This is a genomic window from Algoriphagus sp. Y33, assembly GCF_014838715.1.
In the GTDB taxonomy this organism is placed as follows: Bacteria; Bacteroidota; Bacteroidia; order Cytophagales; family Cyclobacteriaceae; genus Algoriphagus.
Map to the genome: position 1 here is coordinate 4,253,482 of NZ_CP061947.1, position 14,077 is coordinate 4,267,558.

Consider the following 14,077-nt stretch of genomic DNA (forward strand, 5'->3'; position numbering starts at 1 on the left):
GACTAGTTTTTTAAAATAAGTGCCAAAACCTCCAATTTGCCATCAATGTCATCAGGAATAGGTAGACCCAAGATTTTACAAATCATTGGATACACATGCACATTCTGAAAGGTTTCGATCTTCAGTCCTGACTTAAATGCAGGCCCATTCGCATAAAAGATTGCGTGCATTTCTTTGTACGCAGGACTAAACCCATGCTCTCCGAAAACAGTAGTCCCCATGCTCTTCGCACGCCGCTTAGTCAGAGTGACTGCCGGTCCCGTTGCAAGGTAATAGCCCATATCCGGGATGATCAGAATATCTCCAATCCGGTCTTTGTACATCAGATCCTGATAATTCTCCTTGTGATCTACGTCAGTGATATGGACCGGAAAACCGGCATTTTCAAGCGATTTGATCACCTTACGTTTGTCCTTTTTATTTTCCAAATACACATGGGCCAAAGCTCCATTATTGACAACACTCCCGGGAACATCCTTCGTCAGTATAGTAAGATTCAGGAAATTATCTATCGGAATATCCGTCATTCCATGATCCGAAACGATAATCACATTGATGTCAAGATCATAACTTTTCAATCCTTCAAAAAGTGCCCCCAGTTCATGATCCAGTTTTCTTAGCCTTGGCTCAAGCAGAGCGTCGTTGGAAGGGCCATATGCATGCCCTATATCATCCATATCAGAAAAGTACATGGTAATAAGCCTTGGACGCTCAGCTTCCGGCAATTCCAGCCATTTGAACACCTCTGATACTCTAGTCATATTGCTGACGCTTCCATCATACGGGTAATAATAGCTAGGCCGAATTCCCTGGATATCCGCTTCCGAACCTACGAAAAAATAACTCGCCGCAACCATGTCATTTTGCTCCGCAAGCACCCACAGAGGAGTCCCACCATACCAGCTCCCATCCTGAACCAATTCCTTTTTGCCGATTCCGTAAGTCAGCTCTTTTTCCGGATCGTAAAAAGAATTGTCCACCAAGCCATGATGCTCAGGCTTAAGTCCTGTAGCAATAGTATAATGATTGGGAAAAGTCTTACTCGGAAATGACGGCATCATGCTTTCAGCCTCCACCCCTTCCGCGATAAACCTTTTTAAATTTTCAGGCTGAAATCGATCTACATAATCATATCTAAACCCATCGAGTGAAATCAAAATCACAATGGGTTCCTTTGATTCAGCAGCTCCTTGGGAAAAAGAGAAAGTCGGAAATGTTACTAAAGACAATAACAGCAGGCAAAATCTTTTCATCTGTTTATAATTGATTTTTTATGGTCATAACCTGTCCCGTGACGAAGGAAACGGGATGTAATCTCGCATGATTGATTATCATCCCGGTATGTGACATTCTGAGTCATGCTCGATTTAAGAGGAGAATATTTCCGCAAAAATACCTGCTGCATTCATGGCAAGCAATCCATCTGTCATTTATAACAGATTGGTAAACTTAAGGGCATGTTCGTTTTCAGCTTTATAAGTATGCATAACCTTTCTGGACGGATCTATGTATGATTGGCAAAAAAGACGGAGAAAAACCACCCGTTTTCTACCTGCTCAACTGCTGGCACATGCTGTGAATCCATGGAAATATATTCCTTCTCACACCAACTCCTAAACAACTTCTTTACGTTTAAAATTGAAATGGCATATGAATTGAACTCTCAAGCATATCAAACAAACAATACGTATGAAATCGAGCATGTCGAAGACGACACACAAAGGGATAACTATAAACCCAGCGAGATTCCATATGGCCTTTAAGAAAAAATTATAATCATATGAAAACAACCAACAAATTTCTAATGGCAGCCCTTATCACTACTACCACTTTGGGAGCCGTGAGCTGTAAATCAAGTAACACCGTGAAAGGCGGGGCTATCGGTGGAGCGGCAGGCGGAGTACTCGGGGGAGTCATCGCAGGAAAAAACAATACCGCTGTCGGAGTCCTGATCGGGTCCGCTATCGGTGGATCTGCGGGAGCAATTATTGGCAATCGAATGGATAAAGCCGCTGACGAGCTTCAGCGGGATCTTGAAGGAGCAAATGTAGAGCGTGTGGGGGAAGGCATCAAAATCACATTCGACTCAGGCTTGATGTTTCCTGTAAACAAATCCGACTTGAGTGAGAGCTCAAAACAAAACTTGAAAGAATTAGCCGAAACATTGAAAAAATATGAGGAGACCAATATCCTTGTGGAAGGCCATACGGATAATACCGGTGCGGAAGATTACAACATGGAGCTTTCACGAAAGAGAGCTTATTCTGTAGAAGACTATTTGACAAGTCAGGGAATTGCCAAGAACCGGATGGAAATCACTGCATACGGTGAAATGCAACCTACAGCCACTAATGATACCGAGGCAGGTCGTCAGCAAAACCGAAGAGTGGAAGTCGCTATCTATGCTAATAAGAAAATGCAAAAAATGGCTGAAAAAGGGGAATTGGGAGAATACTAATTCATCATTATCCCTTTCTATATACCTGAAGGCGACCGTTCGGTCGCCTTTTCTTTGGGAAATCAATGAGACAAAGCCAAGTCTTTACTCCAAAACATACACCTAAATCCAGTTGGATTTTAATGAAAATCTATTCGCATCAAAAAATCAGTTTGAATCTCATCTCCAAAAGGAAAAGGATGAGAGCTAAAAACACTCAACCCGTGCTTTTCGTAGAATTTGATCGCTCGTCTATTCTTCTCCCAAACGCCTAGCCAGAGGTATTTTTTCCGATTCAGCTTTGCAAAATTGATAGTATGAGTAAGCAACACCGTGCCCAGTCCCATGCCTATATACTCTGCAAGAAGATATAACCGAGCCACTTCCAAGCTTGAATTATCTTGAAGATCCGTTTGGGCAGGAACAAAATTCACTTTAGCATAGCCGACAAGAACCCCATCTACTTCCAGAAGAAAAAAAACAGATGCCGGATTTTCCATTTCATCCATAAACTGTTCCTCCGTAAATGCCTCTTCCAAATAAGCGTTTACATTTTCGATTTTATTTCCTTCGGTAAAAGCTTGGACAAATGAGGTCCTAGCCATTTCCACCAAAGGACTCAGGTCAGCAAAATTGGCTTTTCTGATTAAATAGGACATGTGTTAATAATATGGTTCTAAATACCCGGTATTAAGGGTGTTTTCAATTTGCGCACAAATCTAATTTGATTTTGTCTTCTTAAGCCTCAAATCAACTCTTTTCCTATAAGAAATTATGTGTCGCCATCTTCTCAAATCCATGCCCAAAGTGTCTTAATCATTTCTGGAGTCCAGTAGTAAACGAATACTCTTGAAGTGAACTAAACCAGCCTGAATCATGACTTGATTAGTGGTTTAGTACCGGAGATACCCTCCAATAATCAGGAAAAATTTAGGGCATTATGCTAATTTTCCCATAGGCATAATCTTTATTTGTAAGCACAACAGGAGCAGAGTACATTCACTCCCGATTGCGATGTAGTGAAAGGAATTTTCAAAAGTTTTCAATAAAACAAAATGGCTTCAGGAATATTTGCATTGCTAGACGATATCGCCACACTGATGGACGATGTAGCGGTAATGAGTAAAGTAGCGGCTAAGAAAACAGCCGGAATATTGGGTGATGATCTGGCTGTGAATGCTGAGAAAGCCTCGGGATTCGTCTCTGATCGGGAAATACCTGTGCTTTGGGCCATCACCAAGGGTTCTCTACTCAACAAAGCAATAATTCTCCCTTTTGCTTTTTTGCTCAGTGCTTTTGTTCCTACCGTAGTTACAATTATTTTGATACTTGGCGGGCTCTATCTCGCATACGAGGGGGCAGAAAAAATCTACGAATACATTGTGCCTCATGAGCATACCAAAATAGCGGTAATAGATGAGGATGTCTCTGAAGAAGAATTACTTCGATGTGAAAAAGAAAAAATAAAATCCGCCGTGGTAACTGATTTTATTTTATCTGTAGAGATTGTAATCATTGCTTTGGGCACTGTGGTGAACGAACCTATTCTAGAACAAATCATAGTGGTGTCTGTCATCGCTCTCTTAGCCACCGCAGGCGTATATGGAATAGTAGCCCTAATAGTACGAATGGACGAATTTGGCTACAAGTTGATAGCAATGAATAAGCAAGAAGACAGCTTCTCAGACAAGGTTGGACTAGTGCTTGTAAACGCACTTCCCAAAATCATCAAAGCCATGGGGTTGATAGGCACAATAGCCCTTCTACTGGTATCCGGAGGGATTTTCGTGCATAATCTAGATTTCTTCCATCACCTCTTCCCTTCCTTCCCCGCTATCATTACAGAGCTTTTGGTCGGCTTGGTCGTTGGTTTTATCGTATTTTTAATTGTTGAACTTGGCAAAAAACTCTTTAAGAAAAAGGAAGGTCGCAACAGCCAATTAGATTAAGAGTGTTTCGGCAAAACCCTGTGTACATACATTAATTTTCTAAACACGGAACTTTCGGAAGGCGATTATGTTTAGTAATCATTGCTTTTTGGCGAAAGCTGAAAACGTCAAAACTAAACAAAGAAATCATGGAAGTATTAGAAAATTTGAATTGGAGATATGCCACCAAATCAATGAATGGAACTCCTGTTCCCCAGGAAAAAATTGACTACATACTGGAAGCCGTCAGACTTACAGCATCCTCTTCAGGATTGCAGCCCTATGAAATTCTGGTAATCACTGATCCGGAAATAAAAGAAAGAATCAGGTCAATTGCGTGGAATCAAAGTCAGATCACAGACGCATCCCACGTGCTTGTATTTGCAGCGTGGGACAATTACACGGCAGAGCGAATCAACAGCGTCTTCAAATTCAACAATGAACAACGAGGCTTACCCGACAGCGTTACCGATGAATATCGTAACAAGCTATTGAGTTCATACACAGTTAAAACTGCTGAAGAAAACTTCACCCACACTGCCAAACAAGCTTACATTGCCCTTGGTACCGCATTGATAGCAGCAGCTGAGCAGCGAGTAGATTCTACTCCGATGGAAGGTTTTGACCCTGCAGCACTGGATGAAATTCTGGACCTTAAATCCAAAGGTCTTCGAAGCGTGGTCATACTGCCACTCGGCTATAGAAATGAGGAAAATGACTGGCTGGTCAACATGAAAAAAGTACGTACTCCAACAGAAAAATTCGTAACAGTAATCTAACTAGGACAATTATTCCGGTACTTTCTAAAGCGTATTGGGTAAAGCACTCGATACGCTTTTTACTTTTAAGTGGGAATTAGTGAACTTAGGAGGGAAAACACTACGCCCAATGATAACCTCTGAGTCATTTGCCCAAATGGCACTCTCACTCCCAGGGACTGAACGTGCTCCCCACTTTGACAGAACTGCCTTTAAAGTGACAAAAAGACGGATATTTGCTTCACTTCACGAAAAAAGCAATTCAGCTAACCTCGCTCTTTCTTTAGAAGAGCAAAGTGCTTTTTGTGAATACGAGCCCGAAGCTATCTATCCTGTTCCCAATAAGTGGGGAGAAAAAGGCTGGACGACTTTTGAACTTGACAAGGTTTCCAAAGAGGTATTGTATGAAGCCCTAACTTCCGCCTATTCGGAAATCACCAAACATAAATAGAAAAAGCAGAACAGAGCACGTTAAAAATGATTTTCAGCGTGTTTATCTGCTAGTCTACTGAACATTCGAAGCACAAACCGGAATAGAAATTACTTCATCTCTACACATTCTGACTGCCATTAAGATAGTTCCCCAGAGAAACCCAACAATATGCCCTCTCCTACACGAAAAAATATCCAAACACAAAGCTCCACCGAGTTTACAGGAATTGATCTTAGAAAACCGGCTGAATATGCGGCAGGTTTTACAGCCGTGAAAGTAGCCCTTCAGCATACATTCAAAGAAATGGGAGTCATTAAATCCTTCCGGGCACTTTCCCATATGAACCAAAAGGATGGCTTTGACTGTCCGGGCTGCGCTTGGCCGGATCCTGAAAACCGCTCCAAACTTGGAGAATATTGTGAAAACGGCGCAAAGGCTTTGGCGGAAGAAGCCACATCAAAGGAGGTTGACCCTACTTTTTTTTCAAACTACTCCTTACAGGAAATTTCCCGGTGGTCAGACTATAAAATCGGTCAAAGCGGTCGCTTAGTTGCCCCTATGATCTTAAAGCCCAATTCGAATCACTACGAGGAATGCACTTGGGAGGAAGCTTTTCGAGTAATTTCAGAGCACCTCCATGCATTAGACAATCCTGACCAAGCAATTTTCTATACATCAGGCAGATCAAGCAATGAAGCTGCATTTCTGTACGGGCTTTTTGCCAGAGCTTTTGGCACCAACAATATGCCCGACTGCTCCAATATGTGCCATGAATCCAGCGGTGTTGGCCTTTCAGAAACATTGGGAATAGGCAAGGGCTCCGTAAAATTGGAAGATTTTGATCAGGCCGAAGTTGTCATGGTAATCGGACAAAATCCGGGAACCAATCACCCCAGAATGCTTTCAGCTTTAGAAAAATGTAAGAGAAACGGAGGAAAAATAATCAGTATAAATCCGCTACAGGAAGCTGGGCTAATCCGATTCCGAAATCCCCAAGAGATCAGCGGGATGCTGCTCAATGGACATGGACTCACCGATATCTTTCTTCAGGTAAAAATCAATCAGGATGTGGCTCTTTTGAAATTGATTGAGAAAAAGTTGATGGACTTGGATAAATCCGACGGCAATGTATTTGATCATGAATTCATCAGTAAATACACCGAAGGATACGAGTCCCTTCTAGCTCATCTGGACACACATGATGAGCAGGAATTACTGGAGAAGTGCGGAGTAGAAGAGCAATTGATTGAGGAGGCAGTAGCACTTTTGGCCAAAAAGAACAAAATCATCATCTGCTGGGCGATGGGGCTGACTCAGCATAAAAATGGCGTAGAAAATATCAAAGAGTGCGTCAATCTTCTGTTGCTGAAAGGAAGTCTGGGAAAACCCGGGGCAGGCACTTGTCCCGTTCGTGGACACAGCAATGTACAGGGAGATAGAAGTGTGGGGATTATGCATTACGTGTCCAAAGAACTTAACTCGGCCATCAAAAACGTCTTTGGCTTCGATGCACCGACCCATGAAGGAGTAGATGTGGTCAAGGCGATTCCCGCAATGCATACAGGGAAAGCCAAGGTATTTATAGGCTTGGGAGGAAATTTCGTATCCGCTGCATCCGACACTGAATACACAGCCAGAGCACTTCAAAACTGCGACCTAACAGTTCAGATCAGCACGAAACTAAACCGAAGTCATGTAATCACAGGGAAGACAGCCCTGATTTTACCTACACTGGGAAGATCTGACAAGGATCTAAAAGACGGAAAACAACGGCATTTCACGGTAGAAAACAGTATGGGCATAGTCCACCGGTCCAAAGGTTTTCTAGATCCAATTTCTGACGACATCAAAAGTGAGCCTGAGATAGTAGCCGGTATTGCCGAGGCATATTTCAGGGATAATCATCCTGTAAAGTGGAAGTTGCTCGGCTCAAATTACGAATTGCTCCGGGAAAAATTAGGAGAAGTGATCACTGGATTTAAGGATATGAACTCAAAGTCTGCAGGTTCTGGATACTATCTCCCAAATAATGTAAGAAACTTGGATTTCAGCAAGCTTCCAAATAAAAGAGCCCAATTCAGCAAGACCGAGCTTCCTGTGCATGATCTGAAAGAAAATGAGTACTTGTTGATGAGCATACGCTCGCACGATCAGTTTAACACGACTATTTATGGTCTTGGCGACCGATACCGGGGAATCCACAATGAACGAAGAGTCCTCTTTATGAATAAAGCTGATATGGCTCGGGAAAGTCTAAAGAAAATGGACGTAGTCAATATCTTAAGCAATTATGACGGTCAAGAGCGAAAAGTCTTTCAATTTTTGATAATCCCCTACTGTATCCCCAAAGGGAATTTGGCGGCCTATTTCCCGGAAACAAACCCACTGGTTCCAATCCATGAATACGCCGACAAAAGCAACACGCCAATCAGTAAATCGATTCGGGTGAGTGTGGAAAAAGCCGGCTAAATATTAACCGGTAAGACACTCTTTATGTACATAGTGAAACAAATTTCACGCTTCACTACTAACAGATTTTACGTCTTTTCATGGAATCCATTTCGTAAGAAAATCCATATAGCAAGCCACCACAGGTTAGTATTAAAAAAGATAATTGCTATTTTAAGCCAAACTTAAAATAATTTTTAGGTAAAACCCGAATTATCCAAAATAACCTTAATCCATTCCCATGAAATCCAAACTATGGAAAACACTGGTGCTTGCTGTGATAATCTTGACAGTAGGCGCTTTCCTGTTTTTATTCAAAGAGCACAAACTTGAGCCTACACTTACCGGTATTCCTTTCACCTTTTGGACCGGTTTTCTGGTTAACGTACTGGTGGTGTTTGCTACATTTCTAGGATCTAAATTCTTTCCATTTGAAGATCCGAAGAAGCCATGATTGGATGGCTAATATTCTTTTTCACGCTATTCCTGGCCATGCTGGGCTATGCTTCTTATCGTTCCTATAACAAAGGAAGAACTTCGGACGATTTCATTTTCGCAGGTTCCAACATAGGTACCATTTTAGGTTTCTTGACATTCTCTGCTGCATTATTCTCTGCCTTCACCTTTATGGGAATGCCGGATTTCTTCCGTACTCACGGCGTTGGTGCTTGGATATTTCTGGCTTTATCCGATGCCCTGATGGTTTTTTTCCTGATATGGTTTGGATATGCGTTGAGAAAACGTGCCTCCATTAACGGATACAAAGGAGTAGCAGGATTGATGAAATCCTGCTATGGAAATTCCTTTGCCGGCTATTTGGTATTCGCCAGTGCATTTCTCTTTCTGATACCTTACGTAGCCATCCAAATCCGTGGGATCTCCATCTTTTTGGATGCGGCCTTCCCTGACATGCTCCCCTATTGGTCTTGGTCAGCACTGTTGGTATTCATTATGCTTATCTATTCAGAGATCGGAGGACTAAAGGCCATCGTATACAGTGATGCAATCCAAGGCGTGATCATGCTGACAGTGATTTGGATCATCGGAGTGACTTGTCTCCAAATGAGCGGAGGACTGGAATCCGGCCTTGCAAAAGTATCCGAAACCAATGCCGATCTACTGACACTTCCCGGCCCAAATGGACTGTTCACCAGTCCGTTCCTGATCGCTTCGGCGATAGCAATCGTACTGATACCGGTATCTCAGCCCCAATTCACTACCCGTTTGGTGGTCATGAAAAACCTAAAATCAGTCCATAGAATGGCTTATGCAGTGGGGATTTTCGCGATTCTGGTAATATTACCTACTGCCTTTATCGGGCTCTATGGAGCAGTCAAATACCCTGACGCAAGCACCGCAGATTTCCTTACCAATGCCCTGTTATTTGATCAGGCTGTGCCCGTTGCCGCCTTGGCGGTGGTAGGACTATTCGCTGCCTGTCTATCTACCACCAATGCACAGATTTTCGCCTTGGGCACAGAGCTTAGATCCATGCTTTCGGGATCTGACCAATTCAATATGCGGGTCACCAAGATTTCAATCTTGGTATTCTCGCTGATCGTTTTGGTGTTTTCCACTTATATGAGTGATGAATTGGTATTGCTGGCGCGCGTGAGTTTTGCGGGCACATCTATGATAGCACCTGTGGTACTGGGTGCAGTGATCTTCAAACATCCTCCAAAAGAGCTGATCTGGCTTTCCTCATTCGCACTAGTCACATTTGTACTGTCGCTTGTAGGGGTGGTCCCCAATCTTATCGCAGGATATCCGCTTGATTTCTTAATGTATTGCCTACTCTTTGTAATAACTTTTACCTTGATGCTTCGCCATCATTTGACTCAAAAAACTACTCATGAAGCTTGATTCAACCATTTCCATAACTCGATTGGAACAGCCGCTAAAAAGATTTTGGGAGCTTTCCGGAGAAAAAATTCTACAAATAGAAAAGTCGTTTGATCCCAATAAGGGCGCACCGGTTTTCACGGAAAAAGGAAAGTATGTTACCCGTGGCTGGACAGAATGGACACAAGGCTTTCAGTACGGCTCAGCAATTCTCCAGTTTGATGCCACAGGTGATGAGCAGTTTTTAAAAATAGGCAGAGACAGCACACTATCCAAAATGGCTCCCCATCTCACCCATACGGGTGTTCATGACCATGGCTTTAACAATGTCAGTACGTACGGAAATCTACTCCGCCTGATAGAAGAGGGGAAAATCGAAGGTGCGGCTTGGGAGAAAAACTTCTATCAACTGGCTCTAAAAGTCAGCGGAGCAGTACAGGCAATGCGCTGGACTTCTATTCCTGATGGTGGATACATCTATTCGTTTAATGGGCCACATTCCCTGTTTGTGGATACGATCCGTTCATGTAGGGCTCTAGTCGTTTCCCATGCATTAGGACATGTGATGCAGGGAGAAAATGACAAGCGAATCTCACTCATTCAGCGGGCAATCCAGCATATTCTGAGTACGGTTCGCTATTCTATTTTCTATGGCAACGGCAGAGACTCATATGATGTATCGGGCAGAACAACCCATGAAATCATCTTCAATACAAATGACGGAAACTACCGCTGCCCAAATTCGCAGCAAGGCTATACAGGCTTTAGCACTTGGACCAGAGGCCTGGCGTGGGCCATCTGCGGACTGGGCGAAACGCTGGAAATTCTGGACAAGATTGACGAGAGCGACTATTCAGCAATCATTTCCAAAAAAGATCTCCTTTCAGAACTTTCCAAAGCCGCCATCGCAACTTCAGAGTTTTACCTCAACAATACGCCGACCGATGGCATTCCTTATTGGGACACGGGAGCGCCGGGCTTGGATAAAATGGGAGATTACCTCAACACGAAATCAGATCCATTCAACGCCCATGAACCAATTGATTCCTCTGCGGCTTGCATTGCGGCACAAGGATTTATCCGTATAGGAAACTGGCTAAAAAATACAGACCCTGCCCGGTCAGAAAAATACATTCAAGTTGGAATTCAGTTAGCAGAGAATCTATTCGCTGAGCCCTATCTATCCACGGACCCAACGCATCAGGGTTTGATTTTGCACTCCATCTATCATCAGCCAAATGGCTGGGATTATCGTCCTGATCCGACTAAGGCTCCTTATGGAGAATCCTGTATGTGGGGAGACTATCATGCACGGGAGTTGGCGCTACTGCTGAAGCGGATGCATAATGGAGAAAACTATTACAGCTTCTTTAACTGCGTAAGCCTATGAGCACCGGAAAATACAAACCGCAATATCCGCGGGTCGCACAGCTAAAAACAGGGGAGAATCTCCGTGACCACTTCAACAAGGAGGGCATCGCTCTTGAATTTGACGAAGAACTAAAGTCCGGAGCAACTTCAGCTTTTGCGAAATCCCACACCACACGAGTGGGTAATTCTATAGGAAATGCGTTCTGCATCTTGCCTATGGAAGGCTGGGACGGCACTACTGACGGTAAGCCTACCGAGCTCACCAAAAGACGCTGGAAGAACTTTGCAATTTCCGGTGCGAAATTACTTTGGGGCTGTGAGGCTGTCGCCGTTCAGCCGGCAGGCAGGGCAAATCCAAATCAATTGATGATAAATGAGAATAATCTCGGTGATTTTGAGGAATTGTATCAACTGGTGGAGCATGAACACAAGCTTGCCTTTGGGAATTCGGATGATTTGCTCACGGGCTTGCAGCTCACACATTCAGGGAGATTCTGCAAACCAAACAGCAAGACCAAAATGGAGCCTAAAATACTGTATTCCCACCCGGTATTGAATAAGAAATTTGGTCTGGCGGAGGGCTACCCACTCATGACTGACGGAGAAATATCCGAGTTGATCGATGCCTATGTAATAGCGGCAGTACGAGCCCAAAAAACCGGATACAAATTCGTTGACATCAAGCACTGTCATGGCTATTTGGGACATGAGTTTCTCAGCGCTTACGACCGTGAGGGTAAATACGGTAAATCAATCGAAAACCGGACGCGCTTTATCCGGGAGATCACAGCAGGAATCAGAGCCGAAGCACCCGGCTTAGAGATTGGTGTTCGCATGAGCATTTTTGACTGGGTGCCTTTCAAGCAGGGTCCGGAAGGCGTTGGGATTCCTGCTACTGAAGCCCCTTACACCTATGCCTTCGGAGGAAATGAAACCGGTCAGGGAGAAGATCTTGATGAGTCTTTTCAATTCCTCAGGGAACTTGAAAAACTCGATATAGAATTACTTTGCACTACAGCCGGCAGTCCTTATTACAACCCCCATATTCAGCGTCCCGCACTCTTCCCCCCTTCGGACGGCTACATGCCCCCGGAAGATCCGCTTCACGGAGTAGCCAGACAAATAGCCGCGGTAAGTGAGGTAAAAAAATCATTTCCCAACTTTTATGTGGTAGGTTCAGGATACTCTTATCTTCAGGAATGGCTGCCAAATGTAGCTCAAAATGTACTGGAAACGGGAAAAGCAGATTCTATAGGTTTAGGCAGAATGGTGTTAAGCTATCCGGAATTACCGGCTGATGTCATAGACGGAATTCCTATGAAGCGGGCAAAAATATGCCGTACTTTCTCAGACTGTACCACCGCCCCCAGAAACGGAATGATTTCAGGTTGCTTTCCATTGGATCCTTTTTACAAGAAAATGGAAATACACGAAACACTTAAAACTATCAAAACATCATGAGTCGAGTAGCATTAGTCACAGGAGGTTCACGTGGAATAGGTTTGGGAATAGCACGAAAATTAGCCGAAGAAGGCATTAATCTGGCAATCAATGGCGTGCGTGAAGAGGCGGACGTAAGAGAAGCCTTAGAGGAGCTGAAAGGCTTTGGCGTTCGGGTAGAGTACCTTCAAGGAAACATTGCCTCCAGGGAGGATCGTAAGGAGATTGTTGAAGGATTGTTGGCAAAATTTGGAAAAATCGATATTCTGGTCAATAATGCCGGAGTGGCTCCTAGAACTAGAAGCGATTTTTTTGAAGTTACCGAAGAAGACTATGATCACCTCATGGAGATCAATCAAAAAGGTACTTTTTTCTTAACTCAAGCTATCGCAAAATGGATGGCAGATTTGAAGAAAGCGAGTCCTGAATCGGAAATTTCTATCATCACCATCACTTCTATTTCCTCCACTGTTGCCTCCACGACCCGAGCTTCTTATTGCATGTCAAAATCAGCACTTTCTATGCTATCCAAGGTTTTGGCCGTGAAAATGGCAGAGTTTGGAATCCCGGTTTATGAAATCCGCCCCGGAGTAATAGAGACAGATATGATCGAAAAAGTACGTGAAACTTACCATCAAGGTGTAAAAAACGGAATGACGCTTGAGCCGAGGATGGGAGTTCCTGAGGACATCGGAAAAGTGGTTGCCGCTTTAGTGCGGGGTGATCTTCCCTATTCCACCGGTCAGGTGATTTCCGTAGATGGAGGAATGACTATTGCGAGGATGTAGGAGTGATTTTAGATTGAAATGAACATCATCAATATTATTTCGTAGATTTTCTTATCTGAGTTTACGACATTTAGCTATGGAATTCATCAAGTACACCGAAATCAATCCATCCAAAAGATTTGGTCAACCATCAATCATCGGCACTAGAATTTCGGTAGCAGATGTTTTAAATTGGTTGGCAAGTGGAATGTCTAAAGAAGAAATTATTTCTGATTTCCCTGAATTATCCTTGGAAAGCATTAATGCATGTCTGTTTTTTGCTGCAACTAGGGAAAAACACTTAGGAATTGCATCATGAAGCTACTGTTCGACCAGAACATTTCGTATCGAATTGTCAAAAATCTTTCAGATATCTTTCCAGAAGCGAAGCAAGTACGAGAATTAGGGATTGAAGGCTTTACTGATCGAGAAATATGGGAATTCGTAAAGAGTGGAGATTTCATTATTGTCACCTTTGACGCTGATTTCTATCATTTCTCCCTTGTCTGGGATCACCCTCCAAAATCATCTGGATTCGTTCAATTGTCCAAACCACTCTGGTAATTGAATCTTTATTAAGACATCACTTGCGAGATATCGACCTTTTTAAAATTGATAGTCCCCTATCTTGTCTAGAGTTAATTGGAAAATAA

The 14,077-nt window shown here is 43.3% G+C and carries 14 protein-coding genes; 12 read left to right on the top strand and 2 right to left on the bottom strand.

From position 1 onward, the window contains the following. Positions 1–2 precede the first annotated feature (2 nt). Complete coding sequence (locus ID165_RS17025; RefSeq protein WP_192346316.1) at positions 3–1,253, bottom strand: ectonucleotide pyrophosphatase/phosphodiesterase; 1,251 nt, start codon at positions 1,251–1,253, stop codon at positions 3–5. A gap of 527 nt (positions 1,254–1,780) precedes the next feature. On the opposite strand from ID165_RS17025, the gene ID165_RS17030 reads away from it, so the two are divergent. Further along, positions 1,781–2,458, top strand: coding sequence for an OmpA family protein (locus ID165_RS17030; RefSeq protein WP_192346318.1), 678 nt, complete (start codon positions 1,781–1,783; stop codon positions 2,456–2,458). 119 nt (positions 2,459–2,577) lie between these two features. On the opposite strand, the gene ID165_RS17035 is transcribed toward ID165_RS17030, so the two are convergent. Then, positions 2,578–3,096, bottom strand: a complete 519-nt coding sequence (locus ID165_RS17035; RefSeq protein WP_192346320.1) for a GNAT family N-acetyltransferase — start codon at positions 3,094–3,096, stop codon at positions 2,578–2,580. A 396-nt stretch (positions 3,097–3,492) separates the two neighbouring features. On the opposite strand from ID165_RS17035, the gene ID165_RS17040 reads away from it, so the two are divergent. The 11 genes from ID165_RS17040 to ID165_RS27140 all read left to right on the top strand — a co-directional run bounded on the left by ID165_RS17040 (position 3,493) and on the right by ID165_RS27140 (position 13,988). Next, positions 3,493–4,386 carry a DUF808 domain-containing protein gene (locus ID165_RS17040; RefSeq protein ID WP_192346322.1) on the top strand — a complete coding sequence of 298 codons (894 nt, stop codon included), beginning with the start codon at positions 3,493–3,495 and terminating at the stop codon, positions 4,384–4,386. 128 nt (positions 4,387–4,514) lie between these two features. After that, positions 4,515–5,144, top strand: a complete 630-nt coding sequence (locus ID165_RS17045) for an NAD(P)H-dependent oxidoreductase (protein ID WP_192346324.1) — start codon at positions 4,515–4,517, stop codon at positions 5,142–5,144. A 109-nt stretch (positions 5,145–5,253) separates the two neighbouring features. Further along, entirely contained in the window at positions 5,254–5,574 is a 321-nt protein-coding gene (locus tag ID165_RS17050) for an MmcQ/YjbR family DNA-binding protein (protein WP_192346326.1), read from the top strand. A gap of 150 nt (positions 5,575–5,724) precedes the next feature. Next, positions 5,725–8,025 carry an FdhF/YdeP family oxidoreductase gene (locus ID165_RS17055; protein ID WP_192346328.1) on the top strand — a complete coding sequence of 767 codons (2,301 nt, stop codon included), beginning with the start codon at positions 5,725–5,727 and terminating at the stop codon, positions 8,023–8,025. A 220-nt stretch (positions 8,026–8,245) separates the two neighbouring features. Then, entirely contained in the window at positions 8,246–8,458 is a 213-nt protein-coding gene (locus tag ID165_RS17060) for a hypothetical protein (RefSeq protein WP_192346330.1), read from the top strand. Further along, a complete protein-coding gene (locus ID165_RS17065; protein WP_192346332.1) occupies positions 8,455–9,867 on the top strand; it encodes a sodium:solute symporter family protein in 1,413 nt (470 codons plus the stop codon). Before ID165_RS17060 ends, ID165_RS17065 begins: the two co-directional genes overlap by 4 nt. Next, positions 9,857–11,236, top strand: a complete 1,380-nt coding sequence (locus ID165_RS17070; protein ID WP_192346334.1) for a glycoside hydrolase family 88 protein — start codon at positions 9,857–9,859, stop codon at positions 11,234–11,236. Before ID165_RS17065 ends, ID165_RS17070 begins: the two co-directional genes overlap by 11 nt. Further along, positions 11,233–12,678: an NADH:flavin oxidoreductase gene (locus tag ID165_RS17075; protein WP_192346336.1), complete on the top strand. Its 1,446-nt coding sequence runs from the start codon at positions 11,233–11,235 to the stop codon at positions 12,676–12,678. The genes ID165_RS17070 and ID165_RS17075 overlap by 4 nt, the downstream gene beginning before the upstream one ends. Next, the gene (locus tag ID165_RS17080; RefSeq protein ID WP_192346338.1) at positions 12,675–13,445 is read left to right on the top strand and encodes a 3-ketoacyl-ACP reductase; all 771 of its coding nucleotides are present in this window, start codon (positions 12,675–12,677) and stop codon (positions 13,443–13,445) included. Before ID165_RS17075 ends, ID165_RS17080 begins: the two co-directional genes overlap by 4 nt. Before the next feature lie 76 nt (positions 13,446–13,521). Beyond that, the gene (locus ID165_RS17085) at positions 13,522–13,743 is read left to right on the top strand and encodes a DUF433 domain-containing protein (protein WP_192346340.1); all 222 of its coding nucleotides are present in this window, start codon (positions 13,522–13,524) and stop codon (positions 13,741–13,743) included. Continuing rightward, positions 13,740–13,988 (top strand): DUF5615 family PIN-like protein, encoded by a 249-nt coding sequence (locus ID165_RS27140; protein ID WP_192346342.1) that lies wholly within the window; start codon positions 13,740–13,742, stop codon positions 13,986–13,988. The genes ID165_RS17085 and ID165_RS27140 overlap by 4 nt, the downstream gene beginning before the upstream one ends. The last annotated feature ends 89 nt before the right edge of the window (positions 13,989–14,077 follow it).